21 protein-coding genes are annotated in these 26,611 nt (G+C 63.2%); 13 read left to right on the top strand and 8 right to left on the bottom strand.

The genetic code is table 11. From position 1 onward, the window contains the following. Positions 1-115: 115 nt before the first annotated feature. The 3 genes from B0B52_RS13260 to B0B52_RS13250 are packed head-to-tail and all read left to right on the top strand — an operon-like array spanning position 116 to position 2,241. The gene (locus B0B52_RS13260; protein WP_077594127.1) at positions 116-619 is read left to right on the top strand and encodes an arsenate reductase ArsC; all 504 of its coding nucleotides are present in this window, start codon (positions 116-118) and stop codon (positions 617-619) included. Between the two features lie 30 nt (positions 620-649). Then, on the top strand, positions 650-1,528 hold the full coding sequence (locus tag B0B52_RS13255; protein ID WP_077594126.1) for a sterol desaturase family protein: 879 nt from the start codon (positions 650-652) through the stop codon (positions 1,526-1,528). Beyond that, positions 1,525-2,241, top strand: a complete 717-nt coding sequence (locus B0B52_RS13250) for an MIP/aquaporin family protein (RefSeq protein ID WP_077594166.1) — start codon at positions 1,525-1,527, stop codon at positions 2,239-2,241. The genes B0B52_RS13255 and B0B52_RS13250 overlap by 4 nt, the downstream gene beginning before the upstream one ends. A gap of 24 nt (positions 2,242-2,265) precedes the next feature. Here B0B52_RS13250 and B0B52_RS13245 read toward each other — a convergent pair whose 3' ends face one another. Continuing rightward, positions 2,266-2,769: an N-acetyltransferase gene (locus B0B52_RS13245; protein ID WP_077594125.1), complete on the bottom strand. Its 504-nt coding sequence runs from the start codon at positions 2,767-2,769 to the stop codon at positions 2,266-2,268. Positions 2,770-3,143: 374 nt separating this feature from the next. Here B0B52_RS13245 and B0B52_RS13240 point away from each other — a divergent pair, with 374 nt between their 5' ends. The 7 genes from B0B52_RS13240 (at position 3,144) to B0B52_RS13205 (ending at position 16,089) form a co-directional block, all read left to right on the top strand. After that, positions 3,144-4,766, top strand: a complete 1,623-nt coding sequence (locus B0B52_RS13240; RefSeq protein WP_077594124.1) for an efflux RND transporter periplasmic adaptor subunit — start codon at positions 3,144-3,146, stop codon at positions 4,764-4,766. A gap of 22 nt (positions 4,767-4,788) precedes the next feature. After that, entirely contained in the window at positions 4,789-7,866 is a 3,078-nt protein-coding gene (locus B0B52_RS13235; protein WP_077594123.1) for an efflux RND transporter permease subunit, read from the top strand. A 787-nt stretch (positions 7,867-8,653) separates the two neighbouring features. After that, the gene (locus B0B52_RS13225) at positions 8,654-11,899 is read left to right on the top strand and encodes an efflux RND transporter permease subunit (protein ID WP_077594122.1); all 3,246 of its coding nucleotides are present in this window, start codon (positions 8,654-8,656) and stop codon (positions 11,897-11,899) included. An 11-nt stretch (positions 11,900-11,910) separates the two neighbouring features. Beyond that, positions 11,911-13,377, top strand: a complete 1,467-nt coding sequence (locus B0B52_RS13220; RefSeq protein ID WP_371327398.1) for an efflux transporter outer membrane subunit — start codon at positions 11,911-11,913, stop codon at positions 13,375-13,377. A gap of 106 nt (positions 13,378-13,483) precedes the next feature. After that, positions 13,484-13,627 (top strand): DUF3149 domain-containing protein, encoded by a 144-nt coding sequence (locus B0B52_RS13215; protein ID WP_077594121.1) that lies wholly within the window; start codon positions 13,484-13,486, stop codon positions 13,625-13,627. Between the two features lie 349 nt (positions 13,628-13,976). Continuing rightward, a complete protein-coding gene (locus B0B52_RS13210; protein WP_077594120.1) occupies positions 13,977-15,425 on the top strand; it encodes an aldehyde dehydrogenase family protein in 1,449 nt (482 codons plus the stop codon). A gap of 67 nt (positions 15,426-15,492) precedes the next feature. Then, positions 15,493-16,089 (top strand): DUF6151 family protein, encoded by a 597-nt coding sequence (locus B0B52_RS13205; RefSeq protein ID WP_077594119.1) that lies wholly within the window; start codon positions 15,493-15,495, stop codon positions 16,087-16,089. Between the two features lie 104 nt (positions 16,090-16,193). Here B0B52_RS13205 and B0B52_RS13200 read toward each other — a convergent pair whose 3' ends face one another. The 7 genes from B0B52_RS13200 to B0B52_RS13170 all read right to left on the bottom strand — a co-directional run bounded on the left by B0B52_RS13200 (position 16,194) and on the right by B0B52_RS13170 (position 23,299). Then, entirely contained in the window at positions 16,194-16,835 is a 642-nt protein-coding gene (locus B0B52_RS13200) for a YitT family protein (RefSeq protein ID WP_077594118.1), read from the bottom strand. After that, the gene (locus B0B52_RS13195) at positions 16,832-17,341 is read right to left on the bottom strand and encodes a hemerythrin domain-containing protein (RefSeq protein ID WP_077594164.1); all 510 of its coding nucleotides are present in this window, start codon (positions 17,339-17,341) and stop codon (positions 16,832-16,834) included. Before B0B52_RS13195 ends, B0B52_RS13200 begins: the two co-directional genes overlap by 4 nt. A gap of 189 nt (positions 17,342-17,530) precedes the next feature. Next, on the bottom strand, positions 17,531-18,070 hold the full coding sequence (locus B0B52_RS13190; protein WP_077594163.1) for an MOSC domain-containing protein: 540 nt from the start codon (positions 18,068-18,070) through the stop codon (positions 17,531-17,533). Positions 18,071-18,094: 24 nt separating this feature from the next. Next, positions 18,095-19,429 (bottom strand): phosphoglucosamine mutase, encoded by a 1,335-nt coding sequence (gene glmM, locus B0B52_RS13185; protein ID WP_077594117.1) that lies wholly within the window; start codon positions 19,427-19,429, stop codon positions 18,095-18,097. Positions 19,430-19,624: 195 nt separating this feature from the next. Continuing rightward, entirely contained in the window at positions 19,625-20,491 is an 867-nt protein-coding gene (gene folP, locus B0B52_RS13180) for a dihydropteroate synthase (protein ID WP_077594116.1), read from the bottom strand. A 65-nt stretch (positions 20,492-20,556) separates the two neighbouring features. Further along, the gene (ftsH, locus tag B0B52_RS13175) at positions 20,557-22,476 is read right to left on the bottom strand and encodes an ATP-dependent zinc metalloprotease FtsH (RefSeq protein WP_077594115.1); all 1,920 of its coding nucleotides are present in this window, start codon (positions 22,474-22,476) and stop codon (positions 20,557-20,559) included. A 133-nt stretch (positions 22,477-22,609) separates the two neighbouring features. After that, positions 22,610-23,299, bottom strand: a complete 690-nt coding sequence (locus B0B52_RS13170; RefSeq protein ID WP_077594114.1) for an RlmE family RNA methyltransferase — start codon at positions 23,297-23,299, stop codon at positions 22,610-22,612. 32 nt (positions 23,300-23,331) lie between these two features. Here B0B52_RS13170 and yhbY point away from each other — a divergent pair, with 32 nt between their 5' ends. The 3 genes from yhbY to B0B52_RS13155 form a co-directional block, all read left to right on the top strand. After that, on the top strand, positions 23,332-23,808 hold the full coding sequence (gene yhbY, locus B0B52_RS13165; protein WP_077594113.1) for a ribosome assembly RNA-binding protein YhbY: 477 nt from the start codon (positions 23,332-23,334) through the stop codon (positions 23,806-23,808). A gap of 87 nt (positions 23,809-23,895) precedes the next feature. Next, positions 23,896-26,019: a M3 family metallopeptidase gene (locus B0B52_RS13160; RefSeq protein ID WP_254425706.1), complete on the top strand. Its 2,124-nt coding sequence runs from the start codon at positions 23,896-23,898 to the stop codon at positions 26,017-26,019. A gap of 20 nt (positions 26,020-26,039) precedes the next feature. After that, positions 26,040-26,611 (top strand): glutaredoxin family protein (locus tag B0B52_RS13155; protein WP_139351933.1); only part of this gene is annotated, 572 nt, incomplete at its 3' end.

The following is a 26,611-nucleotide window of genomic DNA, read 5'->3' as shown; positions in this document are numbered from 1 at the left end:
GCGCCCCTGTCATACCGCCGTCATGGATTCCGGATCAAGTCCGGAATGACAAGCGGGCGAAGAGCTTCTCTGATCGATCGTCCTGTCAACAACCATTCTTGATGGAGAATTTCCGATGCCCGCGCGCCCCCTCAATGTCCTCTTTTTATGCACCCACAATTCGGCCCGCAGCATCCTGGCCGAGGCCACGCTGAACCACATTGGCAAAGGGCGCTTCCGGGCCTTTTCCGCCGGCAGCAGCCCGCGTGAGAACCAGCAGCCGAACCCGTTCGGGCTGAAGGTGCTGCAAAACGCGGGCATCTCCACCGAAGGCCTGCGCAGCAAAAGCTGGGACGAGTTCGGCAAGCAGGACGCACCCCACATGGACCTCGTGATCACGGTTTGCGACAACGCGGCCGGCGAGGTCTGCCCTTACTGGCCCGGCCAGCCGGCCACCGCGCACTGGGGTTATGCCGACCCGTCCGAAGGCGACGGTGACGACGTGCAAAAACTGGAGGCCTTCCGCAAGACCCTGATCGAGATACGCCATCGCCTGGAAATTCTGATCAACCTGCCGCCCGAGAAGCTTGAGCGAAACATGGTGCAGCAGACCGCACGCGATCTGGCCGGATCCTCCTGATTTTTCTTTACATCACTTCTTACCTGTCTCATGAAAAACATCATCTCAAGAAGCCTGTTGCCTGGCGCGCTATTGATCAGCGTTGGCAGTTTTCTTTATGCGCGGCACATCGGCGCCAACCTGGAACTGCCAATTTTGCTGAGCAGCCTGGGCGCCCTGGGGCTGGCCATGCTGCTGGAGCGTTACATGCCGCACCAGGCCGCGTGGAATGTGCCGCGGAGCGACGCCAGAACCGACTGGGTGAGCTTCGGCTTGCTGGCCGGAGCGGTGCAGCCATTGCTTAAATGGCTGTCGCCGCTTGCCGTCGTGGCGCTTTACGGAACGAGCGAGCCGGCAACCGGCGTGTTTCCCGATGGCACGCCCTTCGCCTTGCAGGTGCTGCTGGTCACGCTGTTGGCCGAGTTCGGAAAGTACTGGGTACACCGCTGGCACCACACCCAGACCAGCCTGTGGTGGCTGCACGCTCTGCACCATGGCAGCGAGCGTCTTTACGCCATCAACAATTTCCGCGTTCATCCGCTCGAATACGCACTGAAGCACAGCTTGAGCATGCTGCCCTTGATGCTTCTGGGAGTCCCCGCCGATGTTTTGCTCGGCTACATCGCGCTGACCCAGCCGGTGCAGATGCTTCAGCACGTCAACCTTCCACTGCGCCATGGCTGGCTCAACTATGTTTTCAGCACCAACGAGCTGCACCGCTGGCACCACTCGAACCGGCCAGAAGAAGGCAACAGCAACTACGGCAGCGCGTTGATGGTCTGGGATCAGATTTTTGGCACCTTCCACTACCCGCGCGGCGCCACAGGACCTGAAACCATCGGGCTGTTTGCCACCAGCAAATACCCCTCGCGCCGATCCTATTGGGCGCAGGTGCTGTCGATGTTCAGCCCGGCGTGCTGCAAGGCATGAGCGCGGCCACCACGCCGCCGCTGGTGCAACGCCTGTTGGCAGAGTTTCTGGGCACGGCCGCCTTGCTGTGCACCGTCATCGGCTCGGGCATCATGGCCGAACAGCTGTCCGGCGGCAACATGGCGATTGCGCTGCTCGCCAACACCCTGGCGACAGTGTTTGCGCTTTATGTGCTGATCGAGGTTCTGGGCCCGATCAGCGGCGCCCACTTCAACCCGGTGGTGACGCTGGTTATGTGGTCAAAAGGCATGTTCCCCCACGAACGACGGGCGCAAGCAGCTCTCTTTTTCATAGCAGCCCAATTGCTGGGCGCTGTTGCCGGCGCCTGGCTGGCGCACGCCATGTTTGACATGGAAGTGCTGCAGTTCAGCAGCAAGCTGCGCGGCGGCTGGAATGCCGCCGGCCAGTTTGCAGGCTGGGGCCAATGGCTGGCCGAAGCGGTGGCCACCGCCGGGCTGGTGCTGGTGATTCTTCGTGCACCGCCTGGCAAAGCTTCGGCACTGGTGGCCTGCTACATAGGCGCGGCTTACTGGTTCACGGCCAGCACCTCGTTTGCCAACCCGGCGGCGGTGCTGGGCCGCATGCTCTCCGACAGCTTTGCCGGAATCGCGCCCGCCAGTGCGCCCGGTTTCGTGATGGCCGAAGTTGCCGGCGCTGCGATAGGTACGTTGCTGGCCCGAGGGCTGGGAAGGACTGAAGCCAAGACCGGCTAGTGCCAGGTCAGCACGCGCCAAGTTTCACGCCAGCCACTTCTGAAGAAATTGCGCCTGCCCCATCGCCGGGTCAAGCTGGTAGCCAGCAAAGCCAATTCTCTCGTAGAGCGTGATGGCACTCCGGTTGCCCTGCAGCACTTCCAGCGTCAGCTTGCAGGCGCCGCGTTCGCGCGCAATCTGCTCAACCAGCGCCAGCATCTGCGCGCCGACGCGCTGGCCGCGGTGGCTGGCCAGCACCACCACGTCATGCACATTGACCAGCGGCCGACAAGCAAAGGTTGAAAAGCCTTCGATGCAATTGACCAGCCCGACCGGCTCCGTGCCGTCAAAGGCCAACACGCTGAAGGCCTGGGGCCGCGCGGCCAGCTCCGCCACCAGGTGGTTTTTGGCAAAGTCGCTGAGCGGCTGGCCGCCGCCTGCGGCGTCGCGGGCATAGGCGTCAAGCAGAAACACCAGCGCTTGGGCATGCGCGGATTGGTGGTAGTCGGCGCGGCAGATGCGCAGGCTGGAAGCAACAGGGTCGGTCACAGGCAGGTCTCGGTCAAAAGGGATGCGTTGATTCTAAGCATGCCCTCCTGATTCGCAGTCGTCGCCCCTGTTCCTTTTTTGCGTCCAATCTGCCTCTAGCCAAGACGATACGGACGCGAGCAGCTACCAATATGATAGCAATGCGCTTTAACACACAGTCGGCCTGCGGGTTCGTGCCACGGTAGGGAAACCGTCCCGCTTCTTTACAGGACGTTTACTTGGCTCTTTCGCACGCTACATCTCCCTGCGAGGGCTTGAAGTGATAATTCCTGAGCGCTGACGCAAGATCCCTGAGATCGCCAGCGGTGCCGATGACAGCACCATCAAAACAAAAATGCCGCATTGAATAGCGGCAGGCAAAAAAAGGACAGCTGATGGACCCGAAACTTGAGGCGCCTCCCGGCCCTGAAACTCTTCCCCACAAACGTCTGAGCCGACGCGCCATCATCATCGGCAGCCTGATCGCCGTGTTGTTCCTGGCCGGCATGGGCTGGCTGGCCTGGCACCTGACCCGGCCCGCATCCGACACGGCCACCGCAACCGGCCCGGGTGCACCCGGCGGCGGTGCCCGCCGCGGCGCACCGGCCACCACGGTCGGCATTGCCACCGCCGAAAAAACCAGTATTCCCATCATCCTCGACGCATTGGGCACGGTCACGCCGCAGGCCACGGTGCGGGTGCGCCCGCAGGTCACCGGGGTGATGCAGAAAGTCCTGTTCAAGGAAGGCCAGATGGTCAAGGCCGGCGAACTGATGGCCGTCATTGACCCGCGCCAGTTTGAGTTGGCCCTGCAGCAGGCTACCGGCCAGCGCCAGCGCGACGAGGCGCAGCTCGACAGCGCCCGCGTCACGCTGCAACGCTACAGGACGCTGCTGGGGCAGGATTCGATCGCACGCCAGGAAGTCGACACCCAGGCAGCCCTGGTCAAGCAGCTGGAAGGCACCGTGGTAATCGACAGGGCCAACGAAGGCGCTGCCCGCCTGAACCTGGGCTACACCCGCGTGGTCGCACCGGTCAGCGGCCGCGTCGGCCTGCGTGCAGTGGACATCGGCAATGTGGTGAACCCCAGCGATACCAACGGCATCGCCCTGATCACCCAGGTCATGCCGATCGACGTGGTGTTCTCCATCCCGCAGGATCAGGTGGGCGAGCTGCAGCAGACCGCAGCTTCGGGCGCCACGATGAAGGTAACGGCAATGGACCGCACGCGCGCCAACACGCTGGACACCGGCGTGTTCGCCTCGCTCGACAACCAGGTGGACACAACCACCGGCACCGTCAAGGCCAAAGCGCGTTTTGCCAACAGCAAGCTCGCCCTTTTTCCCAGCCAGTTTGTGAATGTGCAGTTGCTGGTCCGCACGATTGAAGACGCCGTGGTGGTACCCGTCACGGCCATTCGGCTGGGCAGCAGCGGCGACTATGTCTATGTGCTCAATGCGGCCGAACGCACCGTCAGCCTGCGGCCCGTCAAGCGCGGGCCAGCCACGGTGGACAAGATCGTGATCACTTCCGGGCTGGAGGCGGGCGAGCGCGTGATCACCGAGGGCGCCGACCGGTTGAAAGACGGCGCGCGCGTTGTGTTGCCGGGTGATGCGCCAGGCGCTGGTGGTGGCATGGGCCGCCAGGGCCGACGGGCACAGGGCGGCGCGTCGGCACCGCGCGGCAGTGATGCCGGCGCAGCAGCACCACAAGGTGCCGCGTCCGCAGCTCCCCCGTCTTCGGCTGCACCTTCTACCCCGGCCGCGGCTTCAGCTTCACCGACCGCTGCAGTGGCAGCGCCCTCTCCTGCGCCAGCACCCGCGCCGGCTTCCGCCAGCGCAGCGCCCACGCCCGAGCAACTCAAGCGCTTCCTGGACCAGGTCAAGGACGACCCGGAAGCCCTGGCGCGCCGCAAGTCGCTGGTCGAAAAAATCCAGAAGGGCGACCCTGCCGCGCTGGAACGCTGGCAGCAAATCAGGGAGCGGCGGCGCCAGGGTTCCGCTGCACCGGGCCAATGACGGCCGCCGGGCGGCTGCACCCATGAGCCCATCCAGTCCTTTCATCCTGCGGCCGGTGGCCACCGCGCTGCTGATGGTCGCCATCGTGCTGGCCGGCTTGCTGGGCTTCAGGTTCCTGCCGCTGTCAGCCCTGCCGCAGGTCGACTACCCGACCATCCAGGTGCAGACGCTGTACCCCGGCGCCAGCCCCGAGGTGATGGCGCAAACCGTCACCGCGCCACTGGAGCGCCAGTTCGGCCAGATGGCCGGCCTGCAGCGCCTGAGTTCCACCAGCGCGGCAGGTGTTTCCATCGTCACGCTGCAATTCGGCCTGGGCTTGGCACTCGACGTGGCCGAGCAGCAGGTGCAGGCCGCCATCAACGCCGGTGGTTCGCTGCTGCCGGCAGACCTGCCCGCGCCGCCGGTGTATGCCAAGGTGAACCCGGCCGATGCGCCGGTGCTCACCCTCGCCATCACCTCCGACAGCCTGCCGCTGACAGAGGTGCAGAACATCGTCAATACCCGGCTGGCACTGAAGATCAGCCAGGTCAGCGGTGTGGGCCTGGTATCGCTCAGCGGCGGCCAGCGCCCGGCCGTGCGCATCCAGGCCGACACGCGCGCGCTGGCTTCTTACGGCCTGGGGCTGGACTCGCTGCGCAGCGCCATCAGCTCGGCCAATGCCAATGCGGCCAAGGGCAGCATCGACGGGCCGACGCGTTCGTATTCCATCAATTCCAACGACCAGCTGCTGGCAGCGCCCGACTACAAAAACCTGATCATCGCCTGGCGCAACGGCGCTGCAGTGAGGGTGACCGATGTGGCCAAGGTGGTGGACAGTGCCGAGAACGTCAAGCTGGGTGCCTGGTCAGGACTGAAACCCGCCATCATCCTGAACGTGCAGCGCCAGCCCGGCGCCAATGTGATTGCCACGGTGAATGCCATCAAGGCGCGCCTGCCCGAACTGCAGGCTGGGCTGCCGACAGCCATGAAGGTCGATGTGCTGAGCGACCGCACCACCGGCATACGCGCCTCGGTGCTGCATGTGGAGATCGAGCTGCTGCTGGCTGTGGTCATGGTGGTGCTGGTGATTTTTGCGTTCTTGCGCAACCTGCGCGCCACCGTGATCGCCAGCCTGGCGGTGCCGATCTCGTTGATAGGCACCTGCGGCGCCATGTACCTGCTGGGCTACAGCCTGAACAACCTGAGCCTGATGGCGCTGACAATTGCCACCGGCTTCGTGGTGGACGATGCCATCGTGATGATCGAAAACATTTCGCGCTACATCGAAAAAGGCGAAACCCCGATGGCCGCCGCACTCAAGGGCGCACAACAGATCGGTTTCACCATCATTTCGCTGACGGTCTCGCTGATCGCCGTGCTGATTCCGCTGCTCTTCATGGGCGACGTGGTCGGCCGGCTGTTCCGCGAATTCGCCGTGACGCTGGCCATCACGATCCTGATTTCTGCTGTTGTCTCACTCACCTTGGTGCCCATGATGTCGGCTAGATGGCTCAAGCGTGATCCTGAAGCCGACAGCAGCCCGACCGGTGCGAAGCTGCAGAAATTTTTCGATGGGGTGATCACGCGTTATGACGATTGGCTCAGCTGGGTGCTCAGGCACCAGGGCGCCACGCTGGTGGTGGCACTGGCCACCCTGCTGCTCACTGTGCTGCTGTATGTGCTGATTCCCAAAGGCCTGTTTCCGACACAGGACACCGGCCAGCTGCAGGCCCGCATAGAAACTGCTCAGTCGGTCTCGTATGGACGCATGGCCGATTTGCAGCAGGCGGCGGCGCGGGCCATCCTGGAAGACCCGGATGTGGCCAGCCTGAGCTCCTTCATCGGTGTGGACGCCGCTAACAACACCATGTTGCACACCGGCCGCATGCTGATCAACCTCAAGAGCGCGCGCACCACCAGCCAGCAGGAAACCATGGACCGGCTGCAGCGCCGCGCCGCCGCGGTGGCCGGCGTCACCATGTATCTGCAGCCCACGCAAGACCTGACCATCGACGCCGAAACCGGGCCAACGCAGTTTCGTGTGTCTGTGGAAGGCTCGGACAACGCCACGGTGGCCCTGTGGGCGACCAAGCTGGCGCAGCGCATGCAGCAGTCGACGGCCCTGCGCAACATCGCGTCGGACGCCGGTGCCACGGGTGCGTCGGCTTATATTTCGGTCGATCGCGATACCGCTTCTCGTTTAGGCGTTACCACCTCGTCAATTGACGACGCGCTGTACAGCGCTTTTGGCCAGCGCATCGTATCGACAATTTTTACCGAGACCAACCAGTACCGCGTGATCCTGGAAGCCCTGCCGGACCCGCAGATGTCGGTCGCATCGCTGGGCACCCTACCATTGAAAACCGGCTCGGGTGCCACCACGCCGCTGGCGAGCATTGCCACCATCACCGAGCAGCCCGCACCGCTGCAGATCACCCGCGTGGCCCAGTACCCGGCCACCACGCTGGGCTTCGACACGGCGCCCGGTGTCTCCCTCGGCAAGGCGGTGAGCGAAGTCAAACAGGCCGCCAAGGACATCGCCCTGCCGGCCAGCGTCAGCCTGACCTTCCTGGGCGCAGCCGGCGCTTACCAGTCCTCGCTGTCCAGCCAGCTCTGGCTAATTTTGGCGGCTGTGATCTGCGTCTACATCGTGCTGGGCGTGCTGTACGAAAGCTACATTCACCCACTGACGATTCTCTCGACCCTGCCCTCGGCCGGCGTGGGCGCGCTGCTGGCGCTGATCATCAGCGGCTCCGACCTCGGGGTCATCGGCATCATCGGCATTATTTTGCTGATCGGCATCGTGAAGAAAAACGCGATCATGATGATCGACTTCGCCATCGACGCCGAACGCAGCGAAGGCAAGTCGCCGCAGGAAGCCATCCACCAGGCAGCGCTGCTGCGCTTCCGGCCGATTCTCATGACCACCCTGGCCGCGCTGTTTGCCGCCGTGCCGCTGATGCTGGGATGGGGCGAAGGGGCGGAGTTGCGCCGGCCCCTGGGCCTGGCCATCTTCGGCGGGCTGATCGTCAGCCAGATGCTCACGCTGTTCACGACGCCGGTGATTTATTTGGCGTTTGACAGGATGGGGCAGAGGTTTGGGCGAAGGGGTTCGGTGTGATTCCGAGCCCTCCCCGGCTTGTCATCCCGGACTTGATCCGGGATCCATCTGCATGTGCCTGTTCGCCGCTCAACGTCGGTGCAAGCCCGCGCTTTGCAAGTGCTTCGAACAAGCCGGGTCTCGCCCCGGCGGGCGAGGCACTTTTCTTTGCGTCGCCAAAGAAAAGTACCCAAAAGAAAGGCGACCCGATGGTCCGGGTCCCTCCGCTTCGCTGCGGGCAACCTGCGGTGCTCGCCGAAAACGGGGTCGAGCTCGAACTCGCTGCGCTCAGACAATCGCTCGCCCTGATCCGCTTTCGGCTGCGCTCCTCGGCCCAGCCCGACGGGTGGGGGAACAAATGCGCGCACGGGTTCGGGGAGGCGGGGACGCGCTTTGCGCGTCCCCGCCGGAGCCCGATGGCGTATCCGAATCCGATCCCGACCCCACCCCCCTTCTGTATGCGCCGAGGAGCGCAGGTCCAGACGGATCAGGGCGAGCGATTGTCTGAGCCGAAGGCGAGTTCGAGCTCGACCCCGGCTGGACCGAGCACCGCAGGTTGCCCCGTAGCGTTAGCGAAGGGGACGCAGACAGTAGGGTCGCCTTTTCTTTGCTTACTTTCTTTTGGCGAGACAAAAGAAAGTGAGTTGCCGCCGGGCAACCCCCGGCTTGCAGGCACACCACAAACAGTAGAAACAAAGACAGCTTCGACAGGCTCAGCCCGAACGGTTGAAGCAACACCTCCCGGCCAAGCGGCTGAGGCACCACCCTCAAAGCGGCAAACCGCCGCCGATGCAAGGGGCGCGAAGAAATGAACCTCTCCGAACCATTCGTCCGCCGCCCAGTAGCCACAGTCCTCCTGACCATAGGCCTCGCCCTGGCCGGCATAGGCGCCTTCTTCGTACTGCCAGTCTCTCCGCTGCCGCAGGTTGATTTCCCGACCATCTCGGTCAGCGCTTCGCTGCCGGGCGCGAGCCCTTCCACCATGGCCAGCAGCGTGGCCACGCCGCTCGAGCGACGCCTGGGGACGATTGCGGGTGTCAACGAGATGACGTCCAACAGCAGCAACGGGTCGACGCGGATCAGCCTGCAGTTTGACCTGAACCGCAAGATTGACGCGGCGGCACGGGAGGTGCAGGCGGCCATCAACGCCTCGCGCGCAGACTTGCCCTCAACCCTGCGCAGCAACCCGACCTACCGCAAGGCCAACCCGGCTTCTGCGCCCGTCATCATCCTTGCGCTGACTTCCAAGACCCGCGCGCCCGGGCAGATCTACGACGAGGTCTCCAACCTGGTGCAACAAAAAATTGCGCAGGTCCAGGGTGTGGGTGATGTCGAACTCGGCGGAGGCTCGCTGCCTGCCGTGCGGGTGGACTTGCTGCCGTTTGCGCTGAACCGTTACGGCGTGAGCATGGAAGATGTGCGCGCAGCGTTGCAGGCCTCCAACGCCAACCGGCCCAAGGGTGCCATTGAAGGCAATGGTCAGCGCCTGCAGATTTATTCTGGCGCGAACACCGCCAGTGGCGGACGCAAGGCAGCGGACTACCGCGACCTCATCGTCGCCTGGCGCAACAACTCGGCCATCCGCCTGCGCGATGTCGCCGAGGTGGTCGATGGCGTGGAAAACATCAACACCCTGGGCCTGTTCAATGGCGAGCCGGCGGTGATCGTGCTGGTCACGCGCCAGCCTGATGCCAACGTGATTGCCACAGTAGACGGTGTGCGTGCGCTGTTGCCCGAACTGCAGGCCCAACTGCCGCCGGACGTGGTGCTGCATGTGGCATCGGACAGCACCAACTCCATCCGCGCCTCGCTGAAAGAGATTGAGATCACGCTGCTGATCTCGATAGTGCTGGTGGTGCTGGTGGTCAGCGCCTTTTTGCGAAGCGCGCGTGCGACCATCATTCCCGCCGTGGCCACGGTGGTCTCGCTGCTGGGCACTTTCGGCGTGATGTATTTCCTGGGCTTCAGCCTGAACAACCTGAGCCTGATGGCGCTGACGGTGGCCACCGGCTTTGTGGTGGACGACGCCATCGTGGTGCTGGAGAACACCAGCCGCCACATCGAAGCCGGCATGGACCGCTTCAAGGCCGCGCTGCTGGGCGCGCGCGAAGTTGGCTTCACCGTGCTTTCCATCAGCCTGTCACTGGTGGCGGTGTTCATTCCGCTGCTTTTCATGGGTGGGCAAACCGGGCGGCTGTTCCGCGAGTTTGCCGTCACGCTGTCGGCAGCCGTGCTGATCTCACTGCTGATATCCCTGACCACCACACCCATGATGTGCGCCTGGCTGCTCAAGCCCGATGCGCACACGCGTCCGCCGGGACGGCTGGCGCGCTGGTTCGACGCCGCGTTCAAGCGCGTGCATCGCGTCTACGAGATCAGCCTGGACTGGGCACTGGCCAGCCGCGCAATCGTGATGCTGAGCCTGGTGGCGGTGATCGCGCTCAATGTCTACCTGTTTATCTCGATTCCCAAAGGTTACTTTCCGCAGCAAGACACCGGGCAGATCAGCGGGGGCATACGCGCCGACCGCAGCATCTCCTTTCAAGCCATGCAAACCAAGCTCAAGGCCATCGTGGACATCATCCGCGCCGACCCGGCGGTCGACACCGTGGTCGGCTTCACCGGCGGCTCGCGCGCCGGCGGCGGCTTCATGTTCATCAATCTCAAGCCTGTGAACCAGCGCACCGACAAGGGCCAGGCAGTGATCACCCGACTGCGTCCGCAGTTGGCACAAATTACCGGCATCAGCATCTTCCTCAACCCGGTACAAGACCTGCGCGGCGGCGGGCGGGCCAGCAACTCCACCTACCAGTACACCCTGAAAAGCGACAACAACAACGACATGAAAATCTGGGCCGTGAAACTGGCGGAACAGATGAAGCTGCAGCCCGCGCTGACCGACGTGGATACCGACCAGCAGGAAAACGGCGTGGAGACCATGGTTACCGTGGACAAGGAAAGCGCCGCGCGCATGGGCATCAGCTCGCGCGACGTCGACAACGCGCTTTACAACGGTTTCGGCCAGCGCCAGGTGGCCACGATTTATGCCGATTTGAACCAGTACAAGGTCATCATGGGCGTGGCGCCACGCTACATCCAGAGCCCGGAGGCGCTGAAAGATATTTACATTCCCGCCAAGGGCGGCAGCGGCACGACGCTGGCCAGCGCGGCACCGGCCGCCAGCACCAGCGTGGTCAACCCGGCCCTGCGCGACCCTTCTTCCGGCCAGGCACTGAGTGCAGCGGTCACCACCATGGTGCCGCTGTCGGCAATTGCGCGTTTCAGCGAGAACCCCACGGCCGCATCGATCAGCCATGAAGACGGCGAGCTGTCGACCACCGTGTCTTTCAACCTCGCGGAAGGCGTTCCGCTCAGCGAAGGTCAGGACGCGGTGAAACAGGCCGAGGCAGAAATCCGTATGCCAAGCAATGTGCGCGGCAGTTTCTCCGGCACTGCGCGTAATGCGCAGCAGTCGCAGAACGAGCAGCCGCTGCTGATTCTTGCGGCGCTGGTGGTGATCTACATCGTGCTGGGCATCCTGTACGAAAGCCTGGTGCACCCCGTCACGGTGTTGTCCACTCTGCCCTCGGCCGGCGTGGGTGCCGTGCTGGCGTTGATGCTGTTCAAGATGGATTTTTCCATCATCGCGCTGATCGGCGTTTTCCTGCTGATCGGCATCGTCAAGAAAAACGCCATCCTCATCATTGACTTTGCCATTGAGGCGGAACGTTCACGTGGCCTGTCCGCCGTGGAGGCGGTGCGGGAGGCCTGCCTGCTGCGTTTCCGGCCTATCCTGATGACCACGGTGGCCGCGATCCTCGGTGCGCTGCCGCTGGCCATCGGTTTCGGCGAAGGTGCCGAGCTGCGCCGCCCACTGGGCATTTCCATCATCGGCGGCCTGATTGCGAGCCAACTCCTGACCCTGCTAACCACCCCGGTGGTCTACATCCTGATGGACAAGCTGCGGCGGCGCAGTCCGCTGGAGCGCCAGCTCGGCCGCCACCCTGACGAGCCCGGCATGCCTCCGCCCGGCGCCCCGCTGCAACTGCAATGACAGGTACCGCCATGAACACCCTGAACACTTTCCCGGACACCCACTCCGCGCGCTCCCCGCGTAGCCATCGCTTTCCACTCCGCCTGATCACTGCAGCCTTGATGCTGGCGCTGGCTGGTTGTGCGGTTGGTCCGGACTACAAGCGCCCGGCGACCGTCGATGTCAGCGCTTTCAAGGAGGCTGAAGGCTGGGTGCCCGCTGCACCGGCTGATGCGCTGGAGCGCGGTCCGTGGTGGTCGCTGTTCAACGACCCCGTGCTGAACCAGCTGGAAGCGCGCGTGGTCGTGTCCAACCAGAACGTGGCATTGGCGGTGGCTGCCTATGCGCAGGCGCGTGCGCTGGTTCGTGAGCAGCGCGCTTCACTTTTCCCAACGGTCACGCTGGACGGCGGCGCCTCTCGCTCGCGCAGCAGCGGCAATACCACCACCGGGACTACCGGCCGCGTCGGCAACAACTACCAACTCAGCATAGGCGGCAGCTGGGAGCCCGACGTGTGGGGCCGCCTCGGTCGTGCAGTGGACAGCGCCACCGCGGGCGAGCAGGCCAGCGCCGCCGATCTGGCCTCGGCCAAGCTCTCGGCGCAGGGAGAGCTTGCGGCCAACTACTTCTCGCTGCGCCAGACTGACGCGCAAAAGACACTGCTGGAAAGCACACTGGCCGGCTACCAACGGGCGCTGGAGATCACGCAAAACCGTTATGCCTCCGGCATTGCCGCCAAGACCGACGTGTTGCAGGCGCAAACCCAGCTTGCCAATGCGCAGGCCGACAACGCCGGGCTGCAGCGCCAGCGCGCGCAGCTTGAGCACGCCATCGCCGTGCTGGTGGGCGAGGCGCCCGGCAACTTCACGCTGCCGCCGGCAGAGTGGAAGCCATCCGTTCCCGACGTTCCCCTGGTCGTGCCTTCCGAGTTGCTGCAGCGCCGGCCTGACATCGCCGCCGCCGAGCGCCGGGTGGCTTCGGCCAACGAACAGATCGGCATTGCCAAAAGCGCCTACTTCCCCAGCCTGTCGCTAAGCGCTTCCGCCGGATCCAGCGCCAGCCGCGTCGCCGATCTCTTCAAGGCTGCCACCAACGTCTGGTCACTGGGCCTCTCGGCCGCCCAGCTGATTTTTGACGCAGGAGCCACCGGCGCCCGTGTAGACGGCGCGCGCGCCGCGCACGAGCAGGCGGTGGCGCGTTACCGCCAGACCGTACTTGTTGCCTTCCAGGACGTGGAAGACCAACTGTCGGCAACCCGTGTGCTGCTGACCCAGCAGGAGCTGCGTCGGCAAGCCTCGGAGGCGGCCGACCAGGTGGAGCAACAGGTGCTCAACCGCTACCGCAGCGGCCAGGTCGGCTACACCGAAGTCATCACCGCGCAGGCCACAGCACTGAGCGCACGCCGCGCGCTGGTGCAGGCCATGGCCGACCGCCAGACCACCGCCGTGGCGCTGATCCAGTCGCTGGGTGGCGGCTGGCAGGTGCGGCCGGCGCCCTGAGCAATCAGGCCGCAGCTGGTTTCAGGCACCAACTGTTGACCTGCGTCAGGATGTATTTCAGGCAGAAAAGCCATAGTGATGGCAACACCAACAAGGAGTTTTTGCCATGAAACTGCTGACTGACCTGTTTTCCACCGACTACGGCCTCATGAGCATCATCGGAATTGCCTTCATGATTGGCATGGGTGTATTTTTCCTCATGCTGTTCATGGGCAAGATGGATCAGAATGCAAAACGCAACGGCAAATAGGTCGATCCGGCTCATGCCGCTTCCCCGGCGGCATCGAAGGGGCGGATCAGCGCATCGCTCTCTGGCAACCGCGCGTGGCTGGTGCCCAGCGCCAGGTTCAGTGCCGGCTTAAGCTTCAAAACTCCGGCTGGGGGACTCGCCGGACAGCGCAGCGAATGTCGCAGCTACGCGGTGTTTCGCTGCCTGAAAACACGGGCTGAGCCGGATGGCGAATAGGCTTTCAGCCCCGGGTGAATGCCTTCTGGCGTATGCTGGACGGTCTCACCCCCGATCAACAGCAAGCCGTGATGAGCGGCAATGCCCTGCGTTTTTACCGCATTGATCTTCCACCCTCTCCGGAACTGACACCATGAACGACTTCAACAACCTGATCAATGGCCAATGGCTTGCCGGTACCGGCACCAGCGCCAACCGCAACCCGTCCAACATCGCCGACGTGATCGGTGAATACGCCCAGGGTGATGCCGCCCAGGTGGACTCCGCGGTGGCTGCGGCCCAGGCGGCTTTTCCTGCCTGGAGCACAGGCTCCATCCAGGCCCGCTCGGACGCGCTCGACAAGATCGGCACGGAAATCCTGGCGCGCCGGGAAGAGCTGGGCACCCTGCTCTCACGCGAGGAAGGCAAGACCAAGGCCGAAGGCATGGGCGAAGCCACCCGCGCCGGCCAGATTTTCAAGTTCTTCGCGGGTGAGTGTTTGCGCCTCTCCGGCGAAACACTGCCTTCGGTGCGCCCCGGCATCGGCGTGGAAATCACGCGCGAACCCGTCGGCGTGGTCGGACTGATCACACCCTGGAATTTTCCGATTGCCATTCCGGCCTGGAAAATTGCGCCAGCACTGGCCTTCGGCAATTGCGTGGTGTTCAAGCCGGCCGACCTGGTGCCGGGCAGTGCCTGGGCGCTGGCGGAAATCATTTCGCGCTCGGGCATCCCGGCCGGCGTGTTCAACCTGGTGATGGGGCCCGGCCGAGTAATCGGCGATGCGCTGGTCAACCATTCCGGCATCCAGGCCATCAGCTTCACCGGCTCGGTTGGCGTGGGCAGCCGCATTGCCGAGACTTGTGCCAAAAGCCTCAAGAAGGTCCAGCTCGAAATGGGCGGCAAAAACCCGCAAGTCATTTTGGACGATGCCGACCTGACCCAGGCGGTTGAGCTGAGCGCGCAGAGCGCCTTTTACTCCACCGGCCAGCGTTGCACGGCTTCGAGCCGGCTGATCGTGACCGAGGGCATCTACCCGGCGTTTGTGAAGGCGCTGCAGGAACGCATGGCGCGCATCAAGGTGGGCGACGCGCTGGCGGCCGGCACCGACATCGGGCCGGTGTCCTCGCAGGCACAGCTTGAGCAGGACCTGAGCTACATCGAGATCGGCCAGTCCGAAGGCGCAACGCTGTCATTTGGCGGCGATCGCGTGCAGTGCCACACCGCCAGCGGCGCGGAAGGCTACTTCATGTCGCCCGCGCTGTTCACCGACAGCACGCCTGCCATGCGCATCAACCGCGAGGAAATTTTCGGCCCGGTGGCCAGCGTGATCCGCGTGAAAGACTACGAAGCAGCGCTGGCCACGGCCAACGACACGCCCTTCGGCCTGTCGGCCGGCATTGCCACCACCAGCCTGAAATACGCCACCCATTTCAAGCGGCACAGCCAGGCCGGGATGGTCATGGTCAACCTGCCAACGGCGGGCGTGGACTACCACGTGCCTTTCGGCGGTCGCAAGGGTTCAAGCTACGGCCCGCGCGAACAGGGCCGCTATGCGCAGGAGTTTTTCACGACGGTGAAGACGGCGTATACGCTGGCCTGACGCGGAGCGGGCGGTGGGCGGCATTTTTCACATCTGCGGGCAATTCCGCGTGGAGTAAGCTCATTACATGAACCACCCGTTGCGCTGCCAATGCGGCACTTTACGCGGCCACGTCAGCCGCCCCGAAACAGTATGCCGAGGCGTTTGCTACTGCAAGGACTGCCAGGCTTACGCGCACTTCCTTGGCAAGGCCGATGACATTCTGGATGAGATAGGCGGATCGGACGTGATCGCCACGCTCCCCCAGCATGTCACCTTCACCCAGGGCCTGGAAGCGCTGACCTGCATGTCGCTCAGTGACAAAGGCATGCTGCGCTGGTATGCAAGTTGCTGCAACACACCTGTTGGCAATACGGCGCGGGATTTCAGGATCTCACATGTCGGCCTGCTGCACAACTGTCTGGAAGACCCGTCGACCAGTCTGGACAGCGCTTTCGGCCCCGTGCGGATGCGCGTTGGCATGAAGAGCGCCAAGGGTACGCCCAAGGCCATGCCGGTCAGCACCACCGTGTCCCTTCTCCGGTTCATGGCGACGCTGGTACGCACAAGACTCAATGGAAGCTACAGGATCACGCCCTTCTTTAATCCGGACGATGGGACACCACGCGTACAGCCCAAGGTGCTCACGCCAGACGAACGGGCTCGCTTGACGGAGGCCCTCTAGGCCTTCCGGTTCGTTGACAACGCGCTATCGATTCGATAGCAACCCGCACCCATATTTAAAGGGCTACAGGTACTTTTTTCTGTAAGTGCGAGGTAAAAAGCCCCTCACATCGCCATGTAGCGGCCGGGCCGGTGGTTGATGGCCAGCGCCAGATTCAGCACCACCGCGCCCAGGACCGACAATGCAACGCGCTCCCAGTCGGTGACCCACAGGGCACCCAGCACGATCAGGCCGTCCATCACCATCTGCACTTTGCCGGCGCGCCAGCCGAAGCGTTCCTGCAGGTACAGCACCACGATGTTCAACCCACCCAGGCTGGCACCGTGGCGGAAGATAATGAGCATGCCCGCGCCGCATAACAAGCCGCCCAACACGGCTGCCAGTGCCGGCGACAGATGACCAAAGGCGAGGCCTTGCGGCAGCAGCCAGCTGAAAAGCGACAGCAGGCCCACGGCGGCAAAAGTCTTGAGGGTGAACGCCGGACCCATGCGCCGCCAGGCAAACGCGTAGAACGGCAGGTTCACCATAAAAAAAGCCAGGCCGAAACTCAGGCCGGTGGCGTAATGAATCAGGAAGGCGATGCCGGCCGTGCCACCCGTGAGCAGGCCGGCGTGGCCGAACATCACCACGCCCAGCGCCACGAACAGGGTGCCCGTGCTCAGGGCCTGGATGTCTTCGTGCAGGCGGTGGCGCAGTACCGCCGGTGCGCGGACGCATGGCACGGTGCTGGCCGGCGCGGTGGTCATGCCGCTTGGGCAGCGGGGACGGCAGGCTGTGCGTCGTCGGAGCAGCTGGCGCCGCCGCAACCGTGAATGATCTCCCTGGGCAAGGCCTCGGGCATGCTCACCACACCCGTGGCCGGGTCGTACCCGATGCCGCGCAGGTGCAGGGCCAGTGCGGCGTCCATGGTCTGCGCATGCTGTGGAAACCAGAGAGCCAGCTCGCGCGCCATATGGCGCAGCGTCTCCTGCTTGCCCGCCTCGGCAGCCGCCAGCCCTTCACGCATGACCTGCAGAACCACCTTGTGCTGCACGCTGTGGCAGTTGGTGGACGAAAAGCGCGTGTCCTGCATCCAGCGGTCTTCGCGGGCGAAGTGCTCGCCGGTGTGGTCCAGCAGCACGCGCCAGTGGTCCAGCAACGCGGCGTCTGCCGCCGTTTCCACCTGCGCCAGCAGTTCCACAAATTCACGGTGGGTGTCGTCCATGGCGGGCAGCTCGAGCGCCAGCGCATCGGACCATTCAAGACTCGGCATGTTCAGGGCTCCTTCAGGCAATGCACAAGCTTACGAAAAGGCCGCCTGAGGAAATTTGATCCATGTCATGGTTTCATGCGCCGGACACAATGAGTTTGCGTCTGCAGAAAGACCGGATTACTATGCTTTTTATAGCTACTTGCGCGCGAAATGATTGGGCTAACGGCCTGTTTGGCTATTGGATATCGGCTAGACCGGCACCAATGACCGGTGCGGCTGGGGCGGCAGCGCGATGCGGATGACATCACCTGCACCGACGTCGCCGCCGGCAAGCACCACCCCCATCACACCGGCCTTGCGTATGAGCTGGCCGCTGCTGTCGCGGTCCAGCACGGCGGCCATCAGGCCTTGCTGGAAGCGGTCAATCTGGCTGCAGGGGTTGCGCAGTCCGGTGATTTCCACCACCGCATCGCGGCCCAGATGCAGCAACGTTCCCGCGGGCAAGGCCAGCAGGGCCACACCATGCGTGGTGAAGTTTTCGCCGAGATCGCCGGGGCGCACGGTAAAACCAGCGCCCCGCAGTTCTTCGAACAGTTCGGCGTGCAGCAAGTGCACCTGCCGCAGGTTGGGCAGGCTCGGGTCGCGCGCCACGCGCGAGCGGTGCTGAACAGTCACTCCTGCATGGGCGTCACCCTCCACGCCCAGGCCAGCCACGAGTTTGACGGTGGCCTCTGGAAATTTGCTGAAATCGTGGCGGCTGCTGCGGTGAACCGCAAGAACCGTGGCCATGCCCGCAGCACCCGCCATTTGCTTTTAGCCGGCCTTGACCGCCGCGACCAGGCGCTCGGCGCAGGCCAGCGCCTGCTGCGCTTCGCGTGCTTCCACCATCACGCGCAGCAGTGGTTCGGTGCCGCTGGCCCGGATCAGCACGCGGCCGTTGTTTGCAAGCTCGGCCTGCACGGCCCTGGTTTCCGAGGCCAGCAGGGCATTGCTGGTCCAGTCCTGCCCCGGCTGCAGTCGCACATTGAGCAGGGTCTGCGGAAACAGGGTGACGTCGGCCAGCAACTGGGCCAGGCTTTTGCCGCTGCGCACACAGGCCTGCAACACCTGCAGGGCGCTGATCAGACCATCGCCGGTGCTGTGTTTGTCGAGGGCCAGCAGATGGCCGGAACCTTCGCCGCCCAGAAGCCAGCCTTTTTTCTCAAGCTCTTCAAGCACGTAACGGTCGCCCACCTTGGCGCGGACAAACTCGACGCCCCTGGCTTTCAGGGCCACTTCAACCGCCATGTTGGTCATGAGCGTGCCGACTGCCCCGGGCACCACTTCGCCGCGCGCCAGTCGCTCGGCCACCATCAGGTAAAGCACTTCGTCGCCGTTGAAAAGCCGGCCATCAGCGTCTACCAGCTGCAAGCGGTCGGCGTCGCCGTCAAGTGCCACGCCATAGTCCGCACCATAGGCCTTGACGGCCTTGATCAGCGCCTCGGGATGGGTCGCACCGACCTCGTGGTTGATGTTCATACCGTCGGGCGAGCAGCCGATGGCGATGACCTCGGCACCCAGCTCATGAAAGACCTCGGGTGCAATGTGATAGGCCGCACCATGGGCGGCGTCCACCACGATTTTCATACCCTTGAGCGTGAGGTCGTTGGCGAAGGTGCTTTTGCAGAACTCGATATAACGGCCAGCGGCATCGTCGAGGCGGCGCGTTTTGCCCAAACTCGGAGAGTCCACCCATACCGGTGGTTCTTCGATAACGGCTTCGACCTCCTGCTCCCAGTTGTCCGGCAGCTTGGTGCCCTGGGCGCTGAAGAACTTGATGCCGTTGTCAGGAAAGGCGTTGTGGCTGGCACTGATGACCACGCCCAGGCTGGCACGCTGCGTGCGCGTGAGGTAGGCCACGCCGGGCGTCGGCAAGGGCCCCAGCAACACCACATCGACACCGGCGGAGTTGAACCCCGATTCGAGGGCGCTTTCAAGCATGTAACCGGAAATCCGGGTGTCCTTGCCGATCAACACGGTAGGCCGCGCTTCGGTTTTTTTGAGCACCCGGCCAACTGCGTGCGCCAGGCGCAGCACGAAGTCTGGCGTGATGGGCGCCTGCCCTACCGTGCCGCGGATGCCGTCGGTGCCGAAGTATTTTCTAGTCATTGTTGTTGTCCCTTGGGTTGTCCTTGTTCTCTATCCCCGAATTTTAGAGGTGTCTACCTTGGCTCTACCGGGGGCTTCAGAAATTTGATTTCCGGGATGCAGGGCAAGACGCGCGGCGCGCAGGAACCGGAACGTACTCAGGTACGTGAGGATTCCGAGCACCGCGCAACGCCGCCATGCGCCCGGCAATCGGATTTATGAAGTCACCCGAGCGGCCGACCAGACTTTGAGCGCCTGCACGGTCTCCCGCACATCGTGCACCCGCACGATACGTGCACCGCGATCCACCGCCAGGACGGCAGCGGCAATGCTGGGCACCATGCGGTCCACGATGTCCAGCTGGGCGACGCTGGCCAGCGAGGTGCTGGTCACCGCGGCCAGTGAGGACTTGCGCGACCAGCCTGCCAGCAGCGGATAACCGGCAGACAGCAGCTCCCGCTGACGCGCCAGCAATGAAAAATTCTGCGCCACGGTCTTGCCGAACCCGATGCCCGGGTCCAGCACGATGCGGTTGGCGGCCACGCCCAGGGCCTGCAGCTCTTTGGCCATCTGCGCGAGGAAAGACAGCACCTGCGGCAGCACGTCGCCCGCCATTGGCTCGGCCTGCATGGTCTGCGGCTCGCGGTGCATGTGCATCAGGCAAACACCGCAGGCCGGATGCGCGGCCACCACGGCAGCGGCCCCCGGCTGGCGCAGGGCCCAGATGTCATTGATGATGTCGGCCCCCAGGTCCAGCACGGCTTCCATCACTTCGGGCTTGTAGGTGTCCACCGAGACCGGCACGCCCAGGGTGACGGCATGGCGTACCACAGGCAGCACACGCGCCAGTTCCTCGGCCAGCGGCACCGGGGGCGCGCCGGGGCGGCTGGATTCGCCGCCTATGTCGAGCATGTCTGCGCCGTCTTTCAGAAGCTGTTCGCAATGCTCAAACGCGGCCTGCTGCTGTCCGTTCACGGAGAAAAACTTACCCCCATCTGAAAAGGAGTCAGGCGTGACATTGACGATGCCCATGACACGCGGCTGGTTCAGGTCAATTTGGAAGCGTGAGGTTTGCCAGATCATCAAGTTCTCCTCCAGACAAAAAAACCGGGGACTTGCCCCGGTTGTTACTTTGGATTGCAGCTGTATCAGGCTACGGTGGTTGCCGGGTCGGTGCTGACCGCCGGCGTGCCGCCGCTTGGACCACCGCCGCCCACGGAAGGATTGCGCGGTGTCCAGTCTTTAGGTGGGCGCGGGTCTTTGCCGGCGATGATGTCGTCGAGCTGGTCCCCGTCGATGGTTTCCCATTCCAGCAGGGCCTTGGCCATGGCGTGAATCTTGTCCTTGTTGTCTTCAATCAGCGTGCGTGCCACGGTGTACTGTTGATCGATGATCCGGCGAACTTCGCCGTCGACTTTTTGCAGGGTGGCTTCGCTCATGTTGTTGGTTTTGGTCACCGAACGGCCCAGAAACACTTCACCTTCGTTTTCGGCATAAACCATGGGGCCCAGGGCCTCGGTCATGCCATAGCGGGTGACCATATCGCGGGCCAATGCGGTAGCACGCTCGAAGTCGTTGCTGGCGCCAGTCGTCATCTGATTCATGAAGACTTCTTCAGCGATTCGGCCGCCGAACAGCATGCTGATCTGGCTGAGCATGTACTCGCGGTCGTAGCTATAACGATCCTGCGCCGGCAGGCTCATGGTGACCCCCAGGGCGCGGCCGCGCGGGATGATGGTGACCTTATGCACCGGGTCACACTTGGGCAGCATCTTGCCGAGCAGTGCATGGCCGGACTCGTGGTAAGCCGTGTTGCGGCGCTCTTCCTCGGGCATGACCATGCTCTTGCGCTCGGGGCCCATGAGAATCTTGTCCTTGGCTTTTTCGAAGTCCTGCATCTCCACAGTGCGTGCACTGCGGCGCGCGGCCATCAGCGCGGCTTCGTTGCAAAGATTGGCAAGGTCAGCGCCGGACATGCCGGGTGTGCCGCGGGCGATCACGCTGGCGTTCACGTCCTGGCCGAGCGGAACCTTGCGCATGTGCACATTGAGGATCTGCTCGCGGCCGCGGATATCGGGCAGCGTTACATAGACCTGGCGGTCAAAACGGCCGGGGCGCAGCAAGGCAGCGTCCAGAATGTCGGGGCGGTTGGTGGCGGCCACCACAATCACGCCGACATTGGTTTCAAAGCCGTCCATCTCGACCAGCATCTGGTTCAGGGTCTGCTCGCGCTCGTCATTGCCGCCACCCAGGCCGGCGCCACGCTGGCGACCGACAGCGTCGATCTCGTCAATGAAGATGATGCAGGGTGCGTTTTTCTTGGCGTTGTCGAACATGTCGCGCACGCGGGCTGCGCCCACGCCGACAAACATTTCAACGAAATCGGAGCCGGAAATCGAAAAGAAAGGAACCTTGGCTTCGCCGGCAATGCCTTTGGCGAGCAGGGTTTTGCCGGTGCCTGGAGGGCCGACCAGCAGCAGGCCGCGCGGAATGCGGCCGCCGAGTTTCTGGAATTTCTGTGGGTCTTTGAGGAAGTCGACGACTTCCTTGACCTCTTCCTTGGCCTCGTCGCAACCGGCGACATCGGCAAAGGTCACGGGATTGGTGGACTCGTCCAGCATGCGAGCCTTGGATTTGCCGAAGCTGAATGCGCCGCCCTTGCCGCCACCCTGCATCTGGCGCATGAAGTAAATCCAGACGCCAATCAAAAGCAGCATCGGGCCCCAGCTGACCAGCAAGGTCATGAGCAAGGAGCCTTCTTCACGTGGTTTGACGTCGAACTTGACGTCGTTGGCAATCAGGTCGCCGACCAGGCCGCGGTCAAGGTAAGTGGCTGTAGTGCGGATTTTGCGGTCGTCCGTGGTGGTTGCCGTGATTTCGGTGCCGCCCTGGCCTTCTGCAATCGTCGCCGTCTTGATGCGCTTGCCGCGCACCTCTTCCAGGAATTCGGAATATCCAAGGTAGTTGGTACCAGCGCCGCCGCGTGTATCAAATTGCTTGAAAACGGTGAACAGCACCATGGCGATCACCAGCCAGATTGCAATTTTGGAAAACCACTGATTGTTCAAGGATGTCTCCGATAGAGGAACACAAGGCACATGCGCCTGATTTTAGGCGTTTCAAGGGCAGAAACCGTCCCGGCGTCCCGGGACATCCCTTGGTTTGGGACGGGATTGCGGTAATTGTTGCGTTTCAGCAAGCTCAGGAGGCTTCTTTGGCTGGCCTGTTTTTGAGACCCATGCCGACCAGAAAGGTTTCCGATGAATTGGAGCGTGAGGCCTTGGGTTTGAAGGGTTTGACCACCTTGAAAGTCTCCTTGAACAGCTTGACCAGGGGGCTGTAGGCGCCGCCATGAAACAGCTTGGCGACCAGCGCGCCTTCGGGTTTGAGGTGTTGCACGGAAAAATCCACTGCCAGCTCCACCAGATGGGCAATGCGGGCCGCATCGGCCGAATCAATGCCCGAAAGATTCGGCGCCATGTCGGAAATCACCACATCAACCTTGGTAAACCCTTTGTCGGCGGACAAAGTCTGCTCCAGAACCTGTAGCACCCCGGGCTCCCGGAAATCACCCTGGATGAAAGCCACACCCTCGATCGGATCCATCGGCAGGATATCCAGCGCGACGATACGGCCGTTCAGGGCGCCAGCCGCGGCGCCCGACGGCGACAGCTTGCGCCGCGCGTACTGGCTCCAGGCGCCGGGCACGCTGCCCAGGTCCACCACGCAGTTACCGGGCCTGATCAACCCCAACGTTTCATCAATTTCCTTGAGCTTGTAGGCCGCCCGCGCCCGGTAGCCCTCTTTCTGGGCCAGCTTGACGTAGGTATCGTTGACGTGGTCGTTTAACCACGCTTTATTGACCTTTTTGCTTTGGGTTTTTACTTTCATGCCCGTATTGTCCTCTCACCGATAATCGGGGCATGGCTCAAATACTACTTACCCCCGCCCAACGCAAAGATCACCGCGCCGAGGCCCACCACCTGGATCCGGTTGTCATGGTCGGCTCGGACGGCCTGACGGCTGCCGTCAAAAAGGAAATCGACGCCGCTCTCAAGGCGCACGGCCTGATCAAGGTCCGCGTGCAGTCAGACGACCGCCCCGGCCGCGAGGCCATGTTCCAGGCTCTGGCCGACGAACTTGGCGCTGCGCCCATCCAGCACATCGGCAAACTGCTGGTGCTCTGGCGGCCCATGCCGGAGAAGGAAAAGAAGGTCAACGAAGACCGCATGCCCGGCCCGCGCGACGTGAAAGTCCTGAAAAACAGCAGCCGCTACGGCCAGCGCCCTGAAGTCAAAACCCTGCGCGTGCTCGGCAACCAGCGCCTGACACCGGGTGGTACGGTCAAACGGGCCAAGCCCAAAAAACAGCAAAGCGTCAAGAAACGTGCTCAGGGTTAAACCACAGGCCGGGTCTTCTGGCCCGGCTTTTCCTTTTTAGTCACCACATCTCTTTAGATCCGGTGCCAGCGCCCACAGTTGATTGCCATGACCTCCACGCCCTCCATGTCCGCATCCAACCCGCTCCTCGATTTTTCCGACCTGCCGCTGTTTGATCGCATCACGCCTGAGCATGTCGGGCCCGCGATCGATGTGCTGCTCGGGCAGGCTGAAACGGCCCTTGAACAGGTCACGGCAACGGCTTTCCCGGCGCGCTGGGCTGACATTGCCGGAGTGCTCGACATTGCCACCGAGAACCTGAGCCGGGCCTGGGGCGCCGTTAGCCATCTCAACAGCGTGGCAGACACACCCGAACTGCGCGCAGCCTACAACGCGGCCCTGCCCCGTGTCACCGAGTTCTGGACGCGTCTGGGCGCGGATGAGCGGCTTTACGCCAAATACAAGGCCATTGATGTCGCCACGCTGAACCCCGAACAGCGCCAGGCGCACAAAAACGCCATGCGCAACTTTGTCCTGTCAGGCGCCGAGCTGGTTGGCGCAGCCAAGGAGCGTTTTGCCGCCATTCAGGAACGCCAGGCCGAACTGAGCCAGAAGTTCAGCGAAAACGCGCTGGACGCGACCGATGCCTACGCCTACTACGCCAGGGAAGACGAGTTGGCGAGCGTGCCGGACGACGTGGTTCAAACGGCACGCGCGCAGGCTGCAGCCGAGGGCAAAGATGGCTACAAGCTCACGCTCAAAATGCCCTGCTACCTGCCGGTCATGCAGTTTGCCGACAGTTCCGCGCTGCGCGAAACTCTTTACAAAGCCTACAGCACCCGCGCCAGCGACCAGGCAGCGCCCGAGTTCAGCCGCTTCGACAACAGCGCCGTGATGCAGGAAATCCTCGCGCTGCGCCTGGAAGAGGCGCAGTTGCTGGGCTATCGCAATTTCGGCGAAGTGTCGGTGGTCGCCAAGATGGCCGATTCGCCGGACCAGGTAATCAGCTTTCTGCGCGACCTGGGACAACGCGCCAAGCCTTATGGCCTCAAGGACGTGGCCGACCTGCGCACCTTTGCCGCGGAAAAGCTGGGGCTCAAGAATCTGCAGCCCTGGGACTATGCCTTCGTTGGCGAAAAGCTCAAGGAAGCGCGTTATGCCTTCAGCGAGCAAGAGGTCAAGCAATACTTCACCGCACCCAAGGTGTTGGCCGGCCTGTTCAAGATTGTCGAAACGCTGTTTGAAGTGGCGATCCGTCCCGACAGCGCCCCGGTGTGGAACCCTGGCGTCGAGTTTTACCGCATTGAGCGGTACCCGGAAGCAACAAGCGACCGCTCGTTGCCGGGCCAGCTGGTCGGCCAGTTCTACCTGGACCGCCCGGCCCGCACCGGCAAACGCGGCGGCGCCTGGATGGACGACGTGCGCGCCCGCTGGCTGCGGCCCGACACCGGCAAGCTGCAAACACCGGTGGCGCACCTGGTCTGCAACTTCGCCGACGGCGTGGGCGGCAAACCGGCCCTGCTAACGCACGACGACGTGACCACCCTGTTCCACGAGTTCGGCCACGGCCTGCACCACATGCTGACCCAGGTCAACGAGCGCGATGTCTCGGGCATCAGCGGCGTTGAGTGGGACGCGGTCGAGCTGCCCAGCCAGTTCATGGAGAACTTCTGCTGGGAGTGGGACGTGCTCAAACACATGACATCCCACGTGGACACCGGTGAACCACTGCCGCGTGCGCTGTTCGACAAGATGCTGGCCGCGAAAAACTTCCAGAGTGGCATGCAGACCCTGAGGCAGATCGAGTTTTCGCTGTTCGACATGCTGCTGCACACCCGGTGGCAGCCGGGCGGCGACGTGATGGCCCTGCTGGCCGAAGTTCGCAAGGAGTATGCGGTGATCACACCGCCGCCTTACAGCCGCACCGCGCACACATTCAGCCACATCTTCTCGGGCGGTTACGCGGCGGGCTACTACAGCTACAAATGGGCCGAAGTTCTCTCGGCCGACGCCTATGCCGCCTTTGAGGAAAGTGCACAAATCGCCACACCTGCAGGTATAAACACCGATGCCGAAGCCCTGCCCAGCACCGTTACGGTAGAAACTGGCAGAAAATATCGCCAGGCCATCCTGGAAGCGGGCGGCAGCCGCCCGGCGATGGAATCCTTCAAGGCCTTTCGTGGCCGCGAACCCTCGATCGATGCGTTGCTGCGCCACCAGGGCATGGCATAAGAGACCCAAACGGAGCTGGTATGACCCTATCGAACGCTATTAAATTTGCAGCAATCACTGCAGCCGTGGTGCTGGTTTCTGGCACTTTTCCTTCCCCTTCACAAGCCCAGCAGGTGTACCGCATCGTCGGCCCGGACGGCAAAGTGACCTTCTCCGACCAGCCGCCGCCGGCTACAAGCAAGGCCAAGGTCACAGCGGCCGGTGCCGGTGGCGCCGGGGGTATCTCGACCGCTTCGCTGCCTTTTGAGTTGCGCAAGGTCGTCGGCCAATACCCGGTAACCCTGTACACGGGCGCGAACTGCGGCCCCTGCGGCTCGGCTCGCACGATGTTGACTGCGCGCGGCATCCCATTCGCGGAAAAAACAATCTCAACAATTGAAGATCAGCAGGCCTTGCAGCGCATCAGCGGCGACAGCTCCGTGCCCTTCCTGACCATCGGAAGCCAGCAGCTCAAGGGCTTCTCGGATGCGGAATGGACACAGTTTCTCGACGCGGCGGGTTATCCGAAATCATCGGTGCTTCCGGCCAATTACATCCAGGCCGCTGCCACGCCCCTGGTCACAGTCGCTCCAGCACCCGCCCCCACCGCGGC

Source organism: Polaromonas sp. A23, assembly GCF_002001015.1.
GTDB lineage: Bacteria > Pseudomonadota > Gammaproteobacteria > Burkholderiales > Burkholderiaceae_C > Polaromonas.
Note: the sequence above shows the minus strand (reverse complement) of the source record. Positions and strands in the feature narration are given on the sequence as shown.

Coding starts and splice junctions, on each gene's coding strand:
- B0B52_RS13205 (WP_077594119.1), top strand. CDS start 15,493: ATGAACCACCCGTTGCGCTGCCAATGCGGCACTTTACGCGGCCACGTC.
- B0B52_RS13255 (WP_077594126.1), top strand. CDS start 650: ATGAAAAACATCATCTCAAGAAGCCTGTTGCCTGGCGCGCTATTGATC.
- B0B52_RS13160 (WP_254425706.1), top strand. CDS start 23,896: ATGACCTCCACGCCCTCCATGTCCGCATCCAACCCGCTCCTCGATTTT.
- B0B52_RS13220 (WP_371327398.1), top strand. CDS start 11,911: ATGAACACCCTGAACACTTTCCCGGACACCCACTCCGCGCGCTCCCCG.
- B0B52_RS13215 (WP_077594121.1), top strand. CDS start 13,484: ATGAAACTGCTGACTGACCTGTTTTCCACCGACTACGGCCTCATGAGC.
- folP (WP_077594116.1), bottom strand. CDS start 20,491: ATGATCTGGCAAACCTCACGCTTCCAAATTGACCTGAACCAGCCGCGT.
- B0B52_RS13190 (WP_077594163.1), bottom strand. CDS start 18,070: ATGGCCACGGTTCTTGCGGTTCACCGCAGCAGCCGCCACGATTTCAGC.
- glmM (WP_077594117.1), bottom strand. CDS start 19,429: ATGACTAGAAAATACTTCGGCACCGACGGCATCCGCGGCACGGTAGGG.
- B0B52_RS13195 (WP_077594164.1), bottom strand. CDS start 17,341: ATGCCGAGTCTTGAATGGTCCGATGCGCTGGCGCTCGAGCTGCCCGCC.
- B0B52_RS13170 (WP_077594114.1), bottom strand. CDS start 23,299: ATGAAAGTAAAAACCCAAAGCAAAAAGGTCAATAAAGCGTGGTTAAAC.
- B0B52_RS13240 (WP_077594124.1), top strand. CDS start 3,144: ATGGACCCGAAACTTGAGGCGCCTCCCGGCCCTGAAACTCTTCCCCAC.
- yhbY (WP_077594113.1), top strand. CDS start 23,332: ATGGCTCAAATACTACTTACCCCCGCCCAACGCAAAGATCACCGCGCC.
- B0B52_RS13200 (WP_077594118.1), bottom strand. CDS start 16,835: ATGACCACCGCGCCGGCCAGCACCGTGCCATGCGTCCGCGCACCGGCG.
- B0B52_RS13250 (WP_077594166.1), top strand. CDS start 1,525: ATGAGCGCGGCCACCACGCCGCCGCTGGTGCAACGCCTGTTGGCAGAG.
- B0B52_RS13225 (WP_077594122.1), top strand. CDS start 8,654: ATGAACCTCTCCGAACCATTCGTCCGCCGCCCAGTAGCCACAGTCCTC.
- B0B52_RS13210 (WP_077594120.1), top strand. CDS start 13,977: ATGAACGACTTCAACAACCTGATCAATGGCCAATGGCTTGCCGGTACC.
- B0B52_RS13235 (WP_077594123.1), top strand. CDS start 4,789: ATGAGCCCATCCAGTCCTTTCATCCTGCGGCCGGTGGCCACCGCGCTG.
- B0B52_RS13260 (WP_077594127.1), top strand. CDS start 116: ATGCCCGCGCGCCCCCTCAATGTCCTCTTTTTATGCACCCACAATTCG.